At 49.2% G+C, this 17,297-nt stretch carries 18 protein-coding genes and 1 riboswitch; of the genes, 15 read left to right on the forward strand and 3 right to left on the reverse strand.

Annotated elements, in window-relative coordinates; all coding sequences use genetic code 11:
• Nucleotides 1-437 precede the first annotated feature (437 nt).
• Together SporoP37_RS11625 and SporoP37_RS11630 are read left to right on the forward strand one after the other, a co-directional pair.
• Nucleotides 438-1,727: an HD domain-containing protein gene (locus SporoP37_RS11625; RefSeq protein ID WP_085431010.1), complete on the forward strand. Its 1,290-nt coding sequence runs from the start codon at nt 438-440 to the stop codon at nt 1,725-1,727.
• A gap of 16 nt (nt 1,728-1,743) precedes the next feature.
• Nucleotides 1,744-2,250, forward strand: coding sequence for a YwgA family protein (locus SporoP37_RS11630; RefSeq protein WP_081243802.1), 507 nt, complete (start codon nt 1,744-1,746; stop codon nt 2,248-2,250).
• Between the two features lie 45 nt (nt 2,251-2,295).
• Here SporoP37_RS11630 and SporoP37_RS11635 read toward each other — a convergent pair whose 3' ends face one another.
• Nucleotides 2,296-2,481 carry a 2-hydroxymuconate tautomerase gene (locus SporoP37_RS11635; RefSeq protein ID WP_081243803.1) on the reverse strand — a complete coding sequence of 62 codons (186 nt, stop codon included), beginning with the start codon at nt 2,479-2,481 and terminating at the stop codon, nt 2,296-2,298.
• A gap of 67 nt (nt 2,482-2,548) precedes the next feature.
• Between SporoP37_RS11635 and SporoP37_RS11640 the strand changes: the two genes are divergently transcribed.
• Nucleotides 2,549-3,067, forward strand: a complete 519-nt coding sequence (locus SporoP37_RS11640) for a YwhD family protein (protein ID WP_081243804.1) — start codon at nt 2,549-2,551, stop codon at nt 3,065-3,067.
• A 218-nt stretch (nt 3,068-3,285) separates the two neighbouring features.
• Here SporoP37_RS11640 and SporoP37_RS11645 read toward each other — a convergent pair whose 3' ends face one another.
• Both SporoP37_RS11645 and SporoP37_RS11650 read right to left on the reverse strand, forming a co-directional pair.
• A complete protein-coding gene (locus tag SporoP37_RS11645; RefSeq protein WP_143565472.1) occupies nt 3,286-3,924 on the reverse strand; it encodes an AAA family ATPase in 639 nt (212 codons plus the stop codon).
• A gap of 42 nt (nt 3,925-3,966) precedes the next feature.
• A complete protein-coding gene (locus SporoP37_RS11650) occupies nt 3,967-6,021 on the reverse strand; it encodes a transglycosylase domain-containing protein (RefSeq protein ID WP_085431012.1) in 2,055 nt (684 codons plus the stop codon).
• Between the two features lie 158 nt (nt 6,022-6,179).
• Between SporoP37_RS11650 and SporoP37_RS11655 the strand changes: the two genes are divergently transcribed.
• The 12 genes from SporoP37_RS11655 (at nt 6,180) to SporoP37_RS11710 (ending at nt 17,296) form a co-directional block, all read left to right on the forward strand.
• On the forward strand, nt 6,180-6,596 hold the full coding sequence (locus SporoP37_RS11655) for a YwiB family protein (protein ID WP_085431013.1): 417 nt from the start codon (nt 6,180-6,182) through the stop codon (nt 6,594-6,596).
• A complete protein-coding gene (gene argS, locus SporoP37_RS11660; RefSeq protein WP_085431014.1) occupies nt 6,593-8,260 on the forward strand; it encodes an arginine--tRNA ligase in 1,668 nt (555 codons plus the stop codon). Before SporoP37_RS11655 ends, argS begins: the two co-directional genes overlap by 4 nt.
• 270 nt (nt 8,261-8,530) lie before the next feature.
• Nucleotides 8,531-8,659, forward strand: a riboswitch (cobalamin riboswitch).
• Nucleotides 8,660-8,795: 136 nt separating this feature from the next.
• Entirely contained in the window at nt 8,796-9,785 is a 990-nt protein-coding gene (locus SporoP37_RS11665) for an ABC transporter substrate-binding protein (RefSeq protein ID WP_085431015.1), read from the forward strand.
• Complete coding sequence (locus tag SporoP37_RS11670) at nt 9,778-10,770, forward strand: FecCD family ABC transporter permease (protein ID WP_081243810.1); 993 nt, start codon at nt 9,778-9,780, stop codon at nt 10,768-10,770. Before SporoP37_RS11665 ends, SporoP37_RS11670 begins: the two co-directional genes overlap by 8 nt.
• 2 nt (nt 10,771-10,772) lie before the next feature.
• Complete coding sequence (locus SporoP37_RS11675) at nt 10,773-12,245, forward strand: adenosylcobinamide amidohydrolase (protein ID WP_085431016.1); 1,473 nt, start codon at nt 10,773-10,775, stop codon at nt 12,243-12,245.
• On the forward strand, nt 12,245-13,198 hold the full coding sequence (gene cbiB, locus SporoP37_RS11680) for an adenosylcobinamide-phosphate synthase CbiB (RefSeq protein WP_085431787.1): 954 nt from the start codon (nt 12,245-12,247) through the stop codon (nt 13,196-13,198). Before SporoP37_RS11675 ends, cbiB begins: the two co-directional genes overlap by 1 nt.
• Nucleotides 13,185-14,258, forward strand: a complete 1,074-nt coding sequence (gene cobD / locus SporoP37_RS11685; RefSeq protein WP_085431017.1) for a threonine-phosphate decarboxylase CobD — start codon at nt 13,185-13,187, stop codon at nt 14,256-14,258. The genes cbiB and cobD overlap by 14 nt, the downstream gene beginning before the upstream one ends.
• On the forward strand, nt 14,240-14,815 hold the full coding sequence (locus SporoP37_RS11690) for a bifunctional adenosylcobinamide kinase/adenosylcobinamide-phosphate guanylyltransferase (protein WP_081243813.1): 576 nt from the start codon (nt 14,240-14,242) through the stop codon (nt 14,813-14,815). The genes cobD and SporoP37_RS11690 overlap by 19 nt, the downstream gene beginning before the upstream one ends.
• A complete protein-coding gene (locus SporoP37_RS11695) occupies nt 14,812-15,630 on the forward strand; it encodes a cobyric acid synthase (RefSeq protein WP_085431018.1) in 819 nt (272 codons plus the stop codon). The genes SporoP37_RS11690 and SporoP37_RS11695 overlap by 4 nt, the downstream gene beginning before the upstream one ends.
• Nucleotides 15,631-15,642: 12 nt before the next feature.
• A complete protein-coding gene (locus SporoP37_RS11700; protein WP_085431019.1) occupies nt 15,643-16,407 on the forward strand; it encodes an adenosylcobinamide-GDP ribazoletransferase in 765 nt (254 codons plus the stop codon).
• On the forward strand, nt 16,368-16,961 hold the full coding sequence (locus tag SporoP37_RS11705; protein ID WP_085431020.1) for a histidine phosphatase family protein: 594 nt from the start codon (nt 16,368-16,370) through the stop codon (nt 16,959-16,961). Before SporoP37_RS11700 ends, SporoP37_RS11705 begins: the two co-directional genes overlap by 40 nt.
• Nucleotides 16,913-17,296: a bifunctional adenosylcobinamide kinase/adenosylcobinamide-phosphate guanylyltransferase gene (locus SporoP37_RS11710; RefSeq protein WP_231293240.1), complete on the forward strand. Its 384-nt coding sequence runs from the start codon at nt 16,913-16,915 to the stop codon at nt 17,294-17,296. The genes SporoP37_RS11705 and SporoP37_RS11710 overlap by 49 nt, the downstream gene beginning before the upstream one ends.
• Nucleotide 17,297 lies beyond the last annotated feature (1 nt).

The raw sequence follows: 17,297 nt of genomic DNA on the forward strand, positions 1-17,297 counted from the left end.
TCTTGAATGGGCTAGGCTGGCAGGGTGTTGGAGCGGGGATTTGCGCTTCGGAGGGGACGCTTTCCCGAGGACCCGCGGTGAGCCAGCCAGTTCGCGCTGCTCTCTTTTGTTGTCTCACCTGATCCGGCTGATCGCCCCTCCTTCGCGCCAATCCATTGCAGTGTGAGTAGGTGATACATATAGAAGTTCATTGAGAATGGTAATTGGTGTTATACAGGTACTTGCCATTGAAATAACTAAAGTTCAATGACAAAAATAATTTACACACAATTTGCAGGGAGTGATTCAAGTCCAGCCGCTATCTTCTCCTAGATACTAAGTCACTCTCCTGAATTTCATATTCCGTGTACAATCCCGGATAAAATCCGTCATAGTGTACTATGTCACGTTCCGTCGTTTTTTGTTATACTGGAACGAATGAAGGATGAGGTGACGACATGGCGTACCAAAACGAAAAACTGCTTGAAGAGAAGGTGTTTAAGGATCCCGTGCACCGCTATATACACGTCAGGGACCGTGTGATCTGGGATTTGGTCAACACGCGTGAGTTCCAGCGGCTGCGCAGGATACGCCAGCTCGGCACCACGTACCTGGTTTTCCACGGCGCGGAGCATAGCCGCTTTCAGCATTCGCTCGGCGTCTATGAAATCGTGCGGAGAATTCTCGACGACGGCTTCAGCGGGAGAGAAGAATGGGATGAGGAGCAGCGGCTGGTCGCTCTTTGTGCGGCATTGCTGCATGATCTGGGCCATGGTCCGTTTTCGCACGCTTTTGAAAAAGTATTTAATCTGGATCACGAACAATTCACTCAGCAAATTTTATTGGAACAGACAGAAGTCCATGAAGTGCTGCGTCGTGTGTCGCCGGATTTCCCACAAAAAGTGGCGGATGTTATTGACAAAACATATCCCGATAAACTGGTCGTCAGTCTGATTTCCAGTCAAATCGATGCGGACCGAATGGATTATCTCCAGCGCGATGCGTATTATACCGGCGTTTCCTATGGTCATTTCGATATGGAGCGGATTTTGCGCGTCATGCGTCCGACTGAAGAACAGGTAGTCATTAAATATAGCGGAATGCACGCGGTGGAAGACTATATCATGAGCCGCTATCAAATGTACTGGCAAGTGTATTTCCATCCAGTGTCACGCAGTGCAGAAGTCATTTTGATGAAAATTTTGCACAGGGCGAGATATTTATTCGAAACGGGGTATGCATTTAAGCAAGACCCGATTCACTTTATTTCATTTTTTACAAAAGAATTCGGATTAAAAGAATACATAGCGCTTGACGAAGGGGTGCTATTGACGTATTTCCAGCTGTGGATGGAAGAAGAGGACGCGATTTTGGCTGATCTTTGTGATCGCTTCGTCAACAGAAGGCTGTTTCAGTATGCCGAGTTTGACCCGGCTGCCCAATATATGAGGTTCGGTGAGCTGAATGCCTTATTCAGAGAAGCAGGGCTGGACCCAGACTACTATTTGGTGACTGATTCATCATCTGACTTGCCATACGACTTTTATCGTCCGGGTGAGGAAAATGAACGCGTACCTATCTATTTACAAATGAAGAACGGCGATTTGCGTGAACTGTCCCGCATGTCTGATGTTGTGGACGCGATTTCGGGAAAACGCAGAACAGACCATAAAATTTATTATCCTGAAGACTTGCTGGCAGACGGAAATGCATTGCACGACAAGATTTTAGAGTTGTTACGAAGTTAAGAGAGGGGTGGGCGACTTGCTGCAAGAGCATGCAAAAATCGTTCAGTTTGTATCGTTGGCGAATGAAATAAATGGCCGGAAGAAAATGCAGAAGATGGTTTATATATTGAAGAAAATGAATTTCCCGTTTGCGGAGAAGTACGAGCTCCATATGTACGGTCCTTACTCGGAAGAACTGACATTACGGGTGGAAGAATTATGTGAAATGGGCTTTTTGGCGGAGCGGTTTGAAGACAAGGGGTCCTATAAGCAATACTGCTATCAGGTGACTGAAGAAGGCTCAAAGTTCCTTACAACAGCGGATGCGCCGAAAACACAGCTGTCGGACTGTATCGGGCGGCTGAATGAAAAATCATCGCGGTTCCTTGAGCTGGTTTCCACGCTGCTGTTTTTCGATCAGCTGGACAAGGAAGACCAAATTGCCAAAGTGCGTATCGTAAAAAATAAACTGAATTTCACCGATCAGGAATTTGACCAGGCGTTTGCATTTATTGAAGAAATGCAAGTAACTTCAGTCAGCTGATCAGACGAAAAAAAGGATTCTCGTGGTGAGAATCCTTTTCGCCGTTTACTGTTCACTGACGAGTTTACCATTTTTGAAAAGGTGATTCTTTGGCATTTCTTCAATGAAAACTGTTACGCTGTCAGTAGTAGCGCCAGTCGTTTCTACAACGGCTTGTGTAACTTTTTCGCACAGCGCACGTTTTTGATCATCTGTGCGGCCTTCAAGCATTTTTACTGTTACGTATGGCATTTTGCTTCCTCCTTGGCAGAAAATTCAGGTATAGTACATATAATAACAGAGACGGAGGAGGATTTACATGGCAAGTGAGCAAAATTCAAAACCAAAGTTAGGCTTTACCATCATAAAAAACGACCCGACAGACGGTCATAAAGGATTCGGCATCGGGTCGCTGTCGCTGGAAAACATTTCGCCGGTGATCATTGACGTAGAAGCAGGCACTGCCCAAGTGGAAATGGGCGCGATGCATGCCCGCAGTGATACAGAACGCGGCATTAAGTTTACGACTGACCGGAAAGACTCAGAAGGCGGCAAACCGTACTGGCTTGTCTGGGTAACCATTGATTACCGTGAAGAAGGACCTTATTATGCGGGGATCACGGCGTGTGAAATGGTCATCAACCGTGAAAAGCGACGCGGCTATAAATTATTGGCGGATCACGTCAATCGAATGGACAAGTCGATGAAGCGCCATATTATCGTAGACGATATGGATGACCGTTCAAAAAAGATTCTAAAGGACTTCCTGCAGTCGCATAATGCGGAATTATGGGAACGCAGTACACCTGAATTACATGAAGGTTTGCGTACGGAATAATTGCCGGAATAAGTAATGTATCCTGCGTACTTTCGTCAAATACGTCAAAAATGTGACAATTTACTTTACCTGCTCTTTGAGGTTGAATGTCTGCAGGAAAGGAAGTAAACTAAATATACAGCTTTGCTGCTGTAATCTAGGACAACCGCTGTATATTCTGTCGATTGATGAAGCCACAAAACCCAAGCGGGCGAATTCATTCAATAAGTATACATCGGTCAAAAAAGCCTCGTTCTCCGCGGATACGGAGAACGAGGCTTTTTTCTATTGGAAAAGGGGGCGGAAGTGGCCGTTGAGCGTTCATAGTTTATGGTCAAGTGCTCAACCCGTGTCCGCTGGCGCTCATAGTCCGCAGCCAAGCGCTCAACCCGCATCCGCCAGCGGTCAAAGCCCACGGTCAAGCGCTCAACCCGTGTCCGCAACCGCTCATAGCCCACGTCCAAGCGCTCAACCCGCATCCGCCAGCGCTCATAGTCCATGGTCAAGTGCTCAACCCGTGTCCGCCAGCGCTCATAGTCCACGGTCAAGCGCTCAACCCGCATCCGCCAGCGCTCATAGCCCACGTCCAAGCGCTCAACCCGCATCCGCCAGCGCTCATAGCCTGCGGTCAAGCGCTCAATCCACATCCGCAACCGCTCAAAGCCCACGCCCAAGCGCTCAACCCGCATCCGCTGGCGCTCATAGCCCGCGGTCAAGCGCTCAACCCGCATCCGCAACCGCTCATAGCCCACGGCCAAGCGCTCAACCCGCATCCGCCAGCGCTCATAGCCCGCGGTCAAGCGCTCAACCCGCATCCGCCAGCGCTCATAGCCTGCGGTCAAGCGCTCAATCCACATCCGCAACCGCTCAAAGCCCACGCCCAAGCGCTCATACCCGCCCCAAACACCGCCCGCAATAAATCACTCAAAAAACGAAAACGGGAATAACTCTAGCTTCGAATTCTCCTGCTCACCCGCGTGCTCTTCCCGCAGCGAACGGTCCGTGCATAATTTCTTCGGCACGTCCTTATCTTTCAAATACATCAATCGCTGCTTCGGACATTCATTGACTGCGATTCCGCCAGTTTCGATATCTACAATCACGCCCTGTACACCTGAAGGGGGGAGGAATGGCTGCGGGGCCGTACCTTCGTGTGCTGCTTCCATGAAATCAATCCAAATTTTTTTTGATGCAGCTTTGTCCTCCAGATTCTCGAGCTGTTTCCCGCGGTCAAATCCTGTCCAAATACCGGCAGTTAATGAAGGGGAAAACCCAATCAAATATTGATCGGATATGGTCGTTCCGGACTTTGCCGCATAAGGGCGCGTCTGTTTTGGACGCATCGATAAGCCGGTGGAGGATAAATAATCATTGAAAACCGGATCGAACATGCCTGTCATTAAATGTGTCAGCACAAACGCATCCTGCTCCGACATTACTTGTTTCAGCTTTTTCGACGGATGCTCGTACACGAGTTTGCCGTTTGCATCGGTAATCGACAGAATCATATGCGGCTCAACTTGTTTTCCTTCTGAAGCGATGCGGTTATACGCCGTCGTCATTTCAAGCAGTGTCAGTTCAGAAGTGCCGAGCGCTACAGCAGGGGATTCAGGAAACGCAACATTGATCCCGAGCCGCTGTGCCATTTTCGTATATGGCTTATAGCCGACTTGTTCGAGCGTTTTGACCGCAAAAACATTATCGGAGATTGCAATGGCCTGTGCCAATGAAATCGGTTTAGCCGCAAATTCACCGTTAATATTGCTTGGCTCATAAGTTGAACGGCCCTCATCATAGGTGAAGATGGTTTTCTCTGCCGTCATGAACGTCAAGGGATTCATTCCTTTTTCCAGTGCGGCTGCATACAAAATCGGTTTCATCGCAGACCCGGGCTGCCGTTTTGCCTGCGTTACACGGTTAAATGAACTGTCGGCAAAATCTACGCCGCCCGTCATTGAAGTCACGAAGCCGGTATCCGCGGCCATCGAAATAAAGCCAACCTGCAAATCATTGTTCGGCATATATTCTTTAATAGCTGCTTCCGCGGCCTGCTGGTGCTGCTGGTTCAATGTCGTGCGGATTTGCCAGCCGCCCTCAGCAGGTGCGCGGCCTTTTGCAAGCAGTATATCTTCCGCCTCCTGCCATGCGGCATCAAGAAAGTAAGGCGCCACCTGCTTCATATCTTTCCAGCTGTCTGTTTTTAGCACGATTTTCTCTTCGATCGCGCGTTCCTTTTGTGCCGCAGATATATAATCATAATGTTCCATTTGATTGAGCACCAGCAGCTGGCGTTCCCGTGAATTTTCGGGATGATCAAGCGGTGAATAAATGGAAGGTCCTTTTGCGATTGCCGCAATTGTCGCCGCTTCTTCCAGCGTCAGATCTTTTGCCGCTTTCGAGAAATAAAACCGGCTTGCCGCCTCGACACCATACATCCCGTGCCCGAAGTAGACAGTATTCAGATAACCTTCCAAAATTGTATCTTTATCATAGAAAACTTCCAAACGATAGGCAAAGAGCGCCTCATGGATTTTACGTGTCCACGATTTTTCATGCGTTAAATAAAGATTTCGCGCATACTGCTGAGTGATGGTACTTGCTCCCTGGGCTTTACTCATCGTCTTAACATCTTTTAAAACCGCAGCCGCGATCCGTTTATAATCAAATCCATGATGCGAATAAAATTTCCGGTCTTCCGTCGCAACGAATGCATCCGCTAAAAAGGGCGATATATCCGAAATCTTCATCCAATAACGCCTTTGCTGTGAAAAATGATCCCCGATCTGATGCCCGTTATGATCCAAAAACAACGATGCTTTTGGAACGCTTAACGAAGGAGCGCCGAGTATCTGAGCATATAGCCGCAATACGATCATGACGGTCACCACTGCAGTCAGCAGCGTGATTGACAGCGACAGAGTGATCTTCTTCAGTTTTTTGCGATTCGCGGACTTTACATAGTCGGTACGTTTCATTGCACATCACATCCCGTTCCATTCAGTGTCTTTTGACAGTATGGTACGGTTTTGGACGGATTAAACGGAAGGCAGGAAAAGTTTAGACATGGAACATTGAAAGTGAAGCCAGAAGAAGTGTATAATGAGGGAATCTATCTACATAAGGCGGTGAACGAATGGAAACGCCAAAACTGGACGTTCAACTCCGTTCTACTATTCAACACCCCGGACAGTCAGCGGAAACACATAATATGCAGGCGACGGGAAAGATTATTGAGAAAAAGGGACAGGCTTATTTATTGTTTGAAGAGCAGGCAGAAGGAATGCCGGCAGTCCGAACGACAGTAAAATTACATGCAGACGATGCCTTCATCATGCGTAAGGGCGGCGTACAGATGCGGCTGCCATTCCGGCCGGACGATGTACGATTCGGGACGTACGGAAATGGACCAGCCGTTATGGATTTAGCCGTTCATACGAATGAGCTTCAATGGGAACCCGGACGTTTTGCGGTATCGTATGATTTACATTCAGAAGGAAATTTATTAGGAAAATATCAATTGACAATAACCTACTCGGAGGTAGCACAATGAATGCAGTAGAGCAGATTCAACATGAAATTAAAGAAGCATTAAAACAGGCAATTGAAAAATCGGGACTGGTGGAAGCTTCAGATATCCCGGAAATCAAACTGGAATCACCCAGAAGTAAAGAAAACGGTGATTATGCAGCGAATATCGCTATGCAGTTGACGAAACTGGCAAAAAAGCCGCCGCGCACAATCGCCGAAAGTATTTTGGAGCATCTTGACACGTCTGATACAGCTATTCAGACCATTGAAATTGCAGGGCCCGGTTTCCTGAATATTCGGCTGAAAACAGACACCCTGGGCGATATCGTGAAATCTGTCCTTGATCAAGGAGAAGACTACGGCCGTTCTGACAGTGGCAAAAATGAGAAAATCCAAGTGGAATTCGTTTCAGCGAATCCAACAGGGGACCTGCATTTAGGCCATGCCCGCGGAGCTTCTCTAGGTGATTCATTATGTAATATTCTCGACAAAGCTGGCTATGACGTAGCACGCGAATACTATATCAATGATGCCGGAAATCAAATCAATAACTTGGCGCTGTCAATCGATGTCCGCTATTTCGAAGCACTTGGCCTTGAAAAGGAAATGCCTGAAGACGGCTACCGCGGCGCAGATATCATTACGATCGCAAAGGCTCTAGTCGATGAGCACGGCGACCGCTATGTACATGTTCCGGAAGAAGAGCGTCTGGCATTTTTCCGTGAATACGGCTTAACTATTGAGCTCGACAAACTGAAACAGGACTTGGAAGACTTCCGTGTTCATTTTGATAACTGGTTCTCAGAAACTTCATTATATCAAAACGGCAAAATCGAAGTCGCTTTGGAAAAGCTTCGTGAAAACGGCCATGTGTATGAAGAAGACGGCGCGACTTGGTTCCGTTCTACAACGTTTGGAGATGACAAAGACCGTGTGCTGATCAAGCAAGACGGGTCATTCACCTATTTAACGCCGGATATCGCGTATCATGAAGACAAGCTTCGCCGCGGATTCGATAAACTTATCAACATCTGGGGAGCGGATCACCACGGCTATATTCCTCGTATGAAAGCGGCAATCCAGGCGCTTGGCTATGACCGCGATACACTGGAAGTAGAAGTGGCGCAGATGGTTCAGCTTTATAAAGACGGAGAAAAGTTCAAAATGAGCAAACGCACAGGGAAAGCGGTCACGTTGCGCGAGCTTGTGGAAGAGGTAGGCCTTGACGCTGTCCGTTACTTCTTCGCTATGCGTTCGGGTGATGCACAAATGGACTTCGACCTGGACTTGGCAGTTTCTAATTCCAATGAAAACCCCGTCTATTACGCACAGTACGCGCACGCGCGCATTTGCTCAATCCTGCGTCAGGCGAAAGAACAAAATATGCAGGCATCAACTGAACATGTCACGCTTTTGCAAGATGAAAAAGAATTGGAACTGCTGAAAAAACTGGGTGATTTCCCAAGACTGGTAAGCGATGCAGCACGTTTGCGCGCACCTCACCGGGTCACAACATACATCCAGGAACTGGCGGCTGCATTCCACAGCTTCTACAACGCCAACAAAGTGCTGGATCCAGAAAACAAAGACTTGTCCGAAGCACGTCTGGCCCTCATCACTGCCGCAAGCACAACAATTGCCAACGCCTTGAAACTGGTAGGCGTTCAGGCACCGGAAAGAATGTAAATAAAATACAAACAGCTGTCCCATGCATGGGGCGGCTGTTTTTACGTCTTTCCGCATGGTGTAACTTCTTTTGTTTACAGGCAGTGCGGCCGTAAAGCGTAATAGCGCGTTGGCAGGGCACGATGACGCGGTGGCCTGTTTCCATAGTGCGGGCCCGAAATACCGGCACTGCGGCATTGCAGCCGGAATTCTATGCATTATTCCGCAATACGTCAAACTCTGCGGCTCTCTCTGTACAACCCCCGGGATTACCGGTATAATAAGGTGCAATTACATATCTTTCGAAAAGGTTCTCTTTCCTAGAGATGAAAATGGAAATCGGTTAAAATCCGATGCGGTCCCGCCACTGTAAGTGCACTGTGCACAAGCCAGGTCACCTGCCTTTAAGAAAAGAAGTTCCGCAGCAACCTACGAGGATAGGCACAGTGGGCGAAATCACTTGATTTCATTCCGCCTGATCCTTCGAAACTGTCGAAGGATTTTTTCGTGTCTGCGGCCAGCGTAATGCATTACCCATTTCAGAGGAGGAATACAAATGAAGAAGTTTTGGCAGCTGTTGCTTACAGCGATGCTTGCGGTATTACTGCTTGCGGCGTGTGGAAACGACAGTACAAAAGAAGAAAAACCGGCAGATGAAAATCAGGCTGGCGAAGAAACAAATACAGACTCGGAAGCGTCTGCAGATAACACCAGTTATCCATATACATTGAAGGACGCTGTTGGTGAAGAAATTACATTTGAAAAAGCACCGGAAACAGTTATTTCATTACTGCCCAGCAATACGGAAATTCTGTTTGGCATCGATGCCGGCGATAAAGTAATTGCTGTAACAGAAAACGATACATATCCAGAAGAAGCGACGAAGCTGGATACAGTAGGGGACTTCACAGTCAACGTGGAAAAAGTTATTTCATTGGAGCCGGATGCAGTATTTGCAAATGAAATGATGATGGGATCAAACGAAGAAGGATTGAACCAAGTCCGTGAAGCAGGCATTCCGGTAATTGTTATACAGAACGCAAAAACATTTGAAGAAACATATGAAACGATTGAAACGATCGGTAAAGTAATGGATAAAAATGCAGAAGCCAATCAAGTCGTGGAAGATATGAAAGCAAAAGTGGAAGACATCAAAAAGAAAGCAGCAGACATTACAGACAAAAAGCGTGTGTTTGTTGAAAACTCTGATGCACCAGAAATTTATGCTCCAGGTAAAGGGACATTCCCGCAGCAATTCCTAGATATGATTAATGCAGAAAATATTGTGACAGAAGAAGGCTGGATTATGATCAGTCCGGAAACGATTGTGGATGAAAGCCCAGACGTGATTCTGGCAATCTACAGCTATATCCCGAACGTTGTGGAAAATATTAAAACACGCGACGGATTTGACACAGTCACTGCAGTTAAAGAAGATCAGGTTATTCAACTGGATGAAGATATTACAAGCCGGACAGGCCCACGTCTGGCTGACGGATTAGAAGCTTTTGCGAAAGCAGTCTATCCAGAGGTATTCGGTGAGTAAAACAGCTGTCGCCTATGCCGTGTCGATTGCCACACTTCTTGTGGCAATCTGGCTCGGTGTATCGATCGGCACGGTGAAAATACCAATAGAGACGCTATGGAATCAAACGGATGCGACCGCCAGCAATATTTTGTGGAAAATCCGTATGCCTCGCGTACTGCTGGCGGGAATCGTTGGCGCGTCATTGGCCATTTCAGGAGCTGCGTTTCAAGGGCTGCTGAAAAATCCATTAGCGGATCCATATACCCTCGGAGTGTCGTCCGGTGCCTCTGTAGGCGCTGTGATTACACTCTTTTTTGGTATATCCTTACCGGTTTTGGGCACGTTTACTTTACCTGTTTTCAGTATGATCGGTGCAGCAGTCACCATGTTCCTTGTGATCGGCTTTGCCCGGATGATTGACCGGTCAATGAAAATGGAAACCATTATTTTAACGGGGATCATTTTTGGATCGTTTCTTGGATCGGTACTCTCTCTGATGATTGCGCTGACACAGGAAGAGCTTCGTCAGATTGTCGGCTGGCTGCTTGGCAGCGTGTCGATGAGGGGCTGGAAATATATTACGATGGTATTGCCGTTTTTCATTGCCGGCTCGTTTATTTTGTGGCTCAACCGCAGGGAATTGAACGCGTTATTATTCGGCGAAGAGCGTGCGCATCATCTTGGCGTTAATGTAAAACAGCGTAAATTGATGATTCTGCTCGGCGGCTCGGTATTGACAGGCTCTGCAGTTGCGGTGTCCGGAACTATCGGCTTTGTCGGACTGGTCGTGCCGCATATGACGCGCATGCTGTGGGGGTCGGATCACCGTCACGTGCTGCCGCTGTCATTATTCAACGGCGCTTCGCTTTTAATCATTTGCGATCTGGTAGCGCGGACGGTTATTTCGCCGGCTGAATTACCGGTCGGTGTCATTACGGCATTCATTGGCGCTCCGGTGTTTGCCTATATCTTTTACAAGCAGCGCAGAAAAGGAGCGATGTAATTATGTTGCAAGTAGAAAACTTATCGGGGGGCTACGGCAAAGAACCGATTGTGCGAAATGTGTCGTTCCACGTGGAAAAAGGAGAAGTTCTCGGGATTTTAGGGCCAAATGGCAGCGGGAAGTCTACTTTATTGAAAATCATTTCAGGTATTTTGCCGAAACAAAGCGGCAAGGTGATGATTGCCGGAAAACCGTCCGGTGCGTATTCTCAAAAACAGTTCGCACAGCAAGTCGCAGTGTTGCCGCAGCTTCATGCACATGCTTTCTCCCATTCGGTGAAAGATACGGTGGCACTCGGCCGCTACCCGTATCAGTCGGGAATTTTCTCCAGCTGGTCTGAATTGGATGAGCGAGCGGTTCAGGAAGCGATGGATCATACAGGCGTGACACGCTATTCAGATACCGCAATTGAACTGTTGTCAGGAGGCGAGCAGCAGCGGGTGTTCGTTGCGCAGGCGCTGGCACAGCAAGCCCCCGTGCTGTTGCTGGATGAGCCGACGAATCATTTGGACATCGCCCATCAGCAGCAATTGCTTGATACCATCCGTAATCAGGCGAGACAGAAGGGCATCACAGTCATCTCGGTATTTCATGATATTAATCTTGCGGCGCTCTATTGTGACCGCCTGCTGCTGATGAAGGGCGGGGAAGTGTCGGCGATTGGCGTGCCTCAGGATGTGGTCCTTGAACAGGAAATTCATTCTGTCTACCATGCGCGAGTAAAAACGCAGCCCCATCCTGAAATGCCGAAGCCGCAAATGACGATATTGCCGAATTTGCAGGAGGAAGAGCAGCGATTCTTCGTGACTAAAGCAGATGTGACTGTACAGGAAGACCATGTGCTGCTGCAATCAAGCCAGCCGCTGAAAACTATTTCATCTGCTGTTCATAATGCAGGCGTTGGCTGGTACCGGACATTTGTGAACCGCGGTGTGCCTGCGGATTACATGATTGATGACGTGCAAAGGGAAAACACGGCGTTTTTGCGTTCGCATGGGTATCATTTGACAGACACAGTTGCGATGATGACTGCGGTCAGTCCGGAGCACGTCGAAGTGCATGAATATGAAGCGGACTTCGGCTCGATTGTCGTCGTAGTAACAGCCGGTGTCGGAAATGCGGTGGATGTTTCCAAGGCGTGGCAGCGTGAAGATATTAATTATATAGGCACGATTAATACATGGGTGTTCATCAACGGAGTATTGAGCGACGAAGCGTTCGTTCAGGCACTTGTTACGGCGACAGAAGCGAAAACGAAAGCTTTGGCGGACGAGCAAGTGAAAGATCCCGAATCAGGAACGGTTGCGACAGGCACTTCGACAGACAGTCTGCTCATTGCATCCACGCAGCAGGGAACGAAGCTGCCGTATGCCGGACCGATTACACAGCCTGGAAAACTGATTGGTAAAGGTGTCTATGACTGCACCGTGCGGGCTATTCATTCATATCGGGCGGCAACAGGGGGAAGGCAATGATTCCTGCACATATAATTGCCATTGCGATTGGCATGGTGCTTGACCGGCTCATTGGTGATCCGCCGAATTGGCCGCATCCCGTCAAGTGGTTAGGGACGACAATCGGCAATTTGACGAAACTGCTGAATAAAGGCCGCATGCGCACGGTGAAAGGCGGAGTTCTGTGGCTGCTCATTTGCATAGGGACATTCGTTCTTGTCATTTGGTTCATCAGTATCGCCTACCGCTTGAATATATTCGCGGGCATTGCGGCTGAAGCTTTGCTGATCGCAGCCGGACTGGCACAAAAAAGTCTTCGTGACGCAGCCCTTCTCGTCTATGAGCCGCTGCAGTCGGGAGATATAAAAGAAGCGCGGGAGAAATTGAGCTGGATTGTCGGCCGGGATACGGAAAAACTGGATGAAAGTGCGATTTCCCGTGCGGCGATAGAAACCATCTCGGAAAACACTTCGGATGGAATTACCGCGCCGTTATTCTGGGCGTTCTTGCTCGGCGCACCCGGTCTGTGGCTTTACAAAGCAGTCAACACGCTGGATTCGATGATCGGCTACAAAGATGATCGTTACCGGGAGTTTGGAAAAATATCTGCACGCATGGATGATCTGTTCAACTGGATTCCTTCCCGAATTACCGGTGTACTCATTATACTGTGTACACCGAATGAAGGCGGACGCCCTGTAAAACAGCGGATCAGCGGCTGGCTGCGCGATGCGAAACGGCATATGAGCCCGAACAGCGGCTATCTCGAAGCAGCGACGGCCTGGCAGCTGAATATTCAATTGGGCGGAAGCAGTACGTATCGCGGCATCCTGTCGGAAAGAGCAGTGCTTGGACCGCCAGTCGTCGCTAATATGCGGCACATACGCTCAACAATCCATCAGATGCAAGTTGTGTCGTGGATTTTCTGGCTGCTGTGCACAGTGATAGGAGTCGTTTTCTATGCAATTACCTGAACACGGCGCAAACAGTAAAAGACTGTATGCGTCGTTGAATATCCCGATGCCCGATCACGTTCTCGATTTCAGCGAGAACTGCAATCCCGCAGGACCTCCGCCATCTGTAGCGGACGCGTGGCCTGACTTGCTGGCAACACTTGCCGGATATCCTGATCCGGACGGGCAGCCATTTTTATCCGCCATTGCCGCCTATCATCATACAGAAGAGCAACAGGTTCTCGTCGGCAACGGGGCGGCCGAAATACTGTCGCTGCTCGCAGGACGCTATGAAGGCAAACGTGTCATCGTAATCAATCCGACTTTTTCTGAATATAGGGCTACGCTGGAAGCGAACGGAGCAGAAGTGGTGCAGCTTCAGGGTGTCGAAGCTGATCATTTCCAGCTGCCCATGGAGCAGATTCTGAAAGCGCTGCCGGAAGCAGATGCAATTTATTTGTGCACGCCGAATAATCCGACGGGGCTGCTGCCGTCAACAGACGTATTATGGACCATCATCAGGGCAGCTGAACAGAGTGACACAGATATCGTGCTTGACGAAGCTTTCATTGACTTTGTGGATGAAAACCGCTCATTTATCCGGTACGCCGCAAGCTGTCCACGCCTGATGGTCGTCCGCTCGATGACGAAAATGTATGCAATTCCCGGCATTCGGTTAGGTTATTTAATTGCACATCCCAGACGGATTGAAGCATTAAAACGCCGGACCTCTCATTGGCATGTCAATGGAATCGCTGCGGAAATCGGTGTGCTGTGTCTGCAGGAAGAGGCATATCGGCGCCAGGCAATCGAGCATGCAAGGCAAGAGCGTCTGAAGATGAAGGAGTTTTTACATTCGCACGGCTGTGAAGTGATTGATTCTGCCGCTAATTATTTGGTCATGAAACCAACATGCGACGCCAATCTGCTGTACCGGGAGTTATTGGCCCAAGGAATGGTCTTGCGCCACTCTGAAAACTTCAAGGGCATGGACGGACGCTGGCTGCGAATTGGAATGAAATCCGAAACGATGATGAAAAGGCTGCGGGAGGCGATGGAGACTTGGTTCAAGGAACACTGACATTTATCAGCGGCGGGGTGCGAAGCGGGAAAAGTGCCTACGCGGAGCATCTGCTCGTTAATCAGGCAGCTGGCCGCCTCGTCTATATCGCATCCGGTAAAGCGACCGATGCGGAGATGAAACAAAGGATCGACAAGCACAAGGAAGACCGCCGCCATGCAAACTGGCAGACGATCGAGCAGCCCGTAAATCTTCATGAAGTTCTGCCGTTACTGCGTTCCGGTGACCTTGTGCTATGGGATTGTCTGACAACGTGGCTGGCAAATGAGCTGTACGAAGGATTTGAAGAAGGCCGCCCCTGTGTGCACCGCCCGGGGTGTCTGGAGCAGAAGCAGCAGCGCTTATTACATACCATCAGACAAATGAAAGAAATTGTCAGCCAACTCGTAATTGTTTCCAATGAAGTACTCGACGAATGGCCGCAGTACGAAGAGGAGACCGAGCTGTACCGGCAGACAATCGGCAGGCTGCATCAAAACATCGTAGAAATAGCGGACACAGCCATCGAAATGGATCATGGCATTCCGATTGTCTGGAAAGGGGCGCCTCTATTATGAAAGGTTTAATGGTTGTCGGCACTGCGTCAGACGTCGGCAAAACGATGATCTGCACCGCGTTATGCAGGCTGCTTGCGAATGAAGGTGTCCATGTAGCACCTTTTAAATCGCAAAACATGTCAGGCTTCACCGAAACATTGCCGGACGGCCGTGAAATCAGCCGGTCGCAGCTGCAGCAGGCAGAAGCCGCGCGAACAGAACCGGTTGCCGAAATGAACCCCATTTTAATGAAACCTGGAGCGAATTTACAGGCTGACGTATTATTCATGGGTGTTCCGGCAGGCGGGACAGACGGGCACGTATTTCGTGAAAAGTGGTTCGATAAGGGATTCGATGCCATTCGGCAGGCGCTTAATTATCTGTCCAATCAGTACGATGCGCTCATTATGGAAGGGGCGGGGAGTACCGCGGAAGTCAATCTGATGGACCGTGAACTGACAAATATGCGTGTGGCGGAATTAGCCGATGTGCCTGTCCTGCTCGTGTCAGATATTTCAAAAGGCGGCGCGTTCGCATCGGTCATTGGTACGCTGCAGCTGCTGTCAGAAGAGAGGCGCAGCCGCGTCAAAGCAATAATTATCAATAAATTTTACGGCGATGCTTCGTATTTTGAAGAAGGTGTCGCATTCATTGAACAATACACAGGCATCCCGGTCGCAGGTGTCATTCCGGTGCTGGAGAACCACGGAATTCCGGAAGAAGACATGGACCGCAGAACACAGCCCGCGGCGGCTGGGGTTGATGTCTATGAACAATGGGCAGACCATGTGAAAAAGCATATCAACTGGCCGTTGATTCAATCCATTTTGGCGTAAAGGGGCGGGAAGATGAATAGCATTTTATTAGCGCTCCAGTTTTTCACGTCTTTTCCTGTCAATAAAGAACTGCCGCTCGGGAAGAAAGAAGTGTCCGGCATGTACATCGCGCTGCCGTTCGCAGGCGGCGGAATCGGATTGCTGCTGGCGGGCGCTGCGTATATCACAGGTGATTTCAACAGCTTTCTTGCAGCGGTACTTATTTTGCTGACAGGACTCATCGCAACAGGCGGCCTGCATGCGGACGGTTTTGCAGATCTCGGTGATGCATTCTTTTCTTATCAGGACCGGGAAAAACGTTTGAAGATTATGGGAGATCCGCAGCTCGGCGCATTCGGCACCTTGTCCTTGCTCATTTTGCTTGGCCTGAAAATCGGTATTTTTATGGAGATTCTTCAGCTGGCAAATGGCTGGGTATTACTCGTTGCGGTACCGGTTTTATCACGCGCTGCGCTAGTCGTCTACTTCACACGGACAAAAACAGCGAAATCAAGCGGAATTGCGCATTTCTTTCAACAGAACTTTCTGCGGGGGCCTATGCTGCTCGCTTCATTTGCTGTCAGTGTATTGACAATCATTCTCCTGAGCGTGTACTATCAGTCATTTCTTCTCATTCCTGTCATGCTGCTCGTCATGACTTTGTCTGTCTGGCTCTATAAACGGTGGACCGTCAAACATTTCGGCGGCGCCACGGGAGATCTGTGCGGTGCATTTATTGAAGGAATGGAGGTGCTGCTATGGCTCGTCCTTATCGTTTATTTCTCGTTCGGCATTTAAAGACGGCTGCGAATGAAAGCAGGCAATATTGCGGCTGGACGGATAGTGAGCTCGCATCTGCTGATGGAGAGGCTGTTGAATTCCCGGTTGCTGTCCGCCATGTGTACGGCAGTGATCTGAGCAGAACACGCCAGACCGCTTCGATTTATTTTCCGCAGGCAAAGTACACGGCAGATGGTCGTTTACGCGAGTGCAGCTTCGGGGATTTTGAAGGGCAGACATATGAGCAATTACAACATGATCCAGACTATCGAAACTGGCTGGATGATCCGTGGCACGTACCGCCGCGCAACGGGGAAACGCTCAAACAAGTGAAAGCCCGTGTGCTTAACGCGCTGTCCGAACTGCCGAATGAAGCAGTGGCGGTGACGCACGGCGGCGTGATCCGCGTAGTGCTGGATACATTCGCTCCGCTCAGCCGGTCATTTTGGGAGTGGAACGTACCGAACGGCTCGATCTGGCAGCTCGAATGGGCAGACGAGCAGGAAATGAAGGAGGGGAAGCGATGCACGTCTTTATCGGAGGTGCCTATAACGGCAAAACGGACTATGTAAGACGTTGGGTTGGCGATACGGCTGCATGTTTCTGTACAATGGAGACAACAGCATCCGCAGCTCCCGGCGAATGTCTTGTCATTACGGGTTTGCATGAATGGCTGATGAATACTGCATTGACCGAAACAGAAGCAAGTCAGGCCGTGCGTGATGTCAGCGGCCCTGACACGGTTTTCATTTTGACAGAGATCGGCCGCGGCATCGTCCCATTAGATGCCGGACAGCGTGAACTGCGCGACCGGTGCGGCCGTCTGTATCAGCAATTATTTGCTGAGGCGACAGGCGTTACGAGAATTTGGTATGGCATTCCCCACACAATAAAAGGAGTGAAGTGAA

Source organism: Sporosarcina sp. P37, from assembly GCF_002109365.1.
Classification (GTDB): Bacteria; Bacillota; Bacilli; order Bacillales_A; family Planococcaceae; genus Sporosarcina.

Coding starts and splice junctions, on each gene's coding strand:
- SporoP37_RS11625 (WP_085431010.1), top strand. CDS start 438: ATGGCGTACCAAAACGAAAAACTGCTTGAAGAGAAGGTGTTTAAGGAT.
- SporoP37_RS11635 (WP_081243803.1), bottom strand. CDS start 2,481: ATGCCATACGTAACAGTAAAAATGCTTGAAGGCCGCACAGATGATCAA.
- SporoP37_RS11640 (WP_081243804.1), top strand. CDS start 2,549: ATGGCAAGTGAGCAAAATTCAAAACCAAAGTTAGGCTTTACCATCATA.
- SporoP37_RS11650 (WP_085431012.1), bottom strand. CDS start 6,021: ATGAAACGTACCGACTATGTAAAGTCCGCGAATCGCAAAAAACTGAAG.
- SporoP37_RS11655 (WP_085431013.1), top strand. CDS start 6,180: ATGGAAACGCCAAAACTGGACGTTCAACTCCGTTCTACTATTCAACAC.
- argS (WP_085431014.1), top strand. CDS start 6,593: ATGAATGCAGTAGAGCAGATTCAACATGAAATTAAAGAAGCATTAAAA.
- SporoP37_RS11665 (WP_085431015.1), top strand. CDS start 8,796: ATGAAGAAGTTTTGGCAGCTGTTGCTTACAGCGATGCTTGCGGTATTA.
- SporoP37_RS11675 (WP_085431016.1), top strand. CDS start 10,773: ATGTTGCAAGTAGAAAACTTATCGGGGGGCTACGGCAAAGAACCGATT.
- cobD (WP_085431017.1), top strand. CDS start 13,185: ATGCAATTACCTGAACACGGCGCAAACAGTAAAAGACTGTATGCGTCG.
- SporoP37_RS11695 (WP_085431018.1), top strand. CDS start 14,812: ATGAAAGGTTTAATGGTTGTCGGCACTGCGTCAGACGTCGGCAAAACG.
- SporoP37_RS11700 (WP_085431019.1), top strand. CDS start 15,643: ATGAATAGCATTTTATTAGCGCTCCAGTTTTTCACGTCTTTTCCTGTC.
- SporoP37_RS11705 (WP_085431020.1), top strand. CDS start 16,368: ATGGCTCGTCCTTATCGTTTATTTCTCGTTCGGCATTTAAAGACGGCT.
- SporoP37_RS11710 (WP_231293240.1), top strand. CDS start 16,913: ATGCACGTCTTTATCGGAGGTGCCTATAACGGCAAAACGGACTATGTA.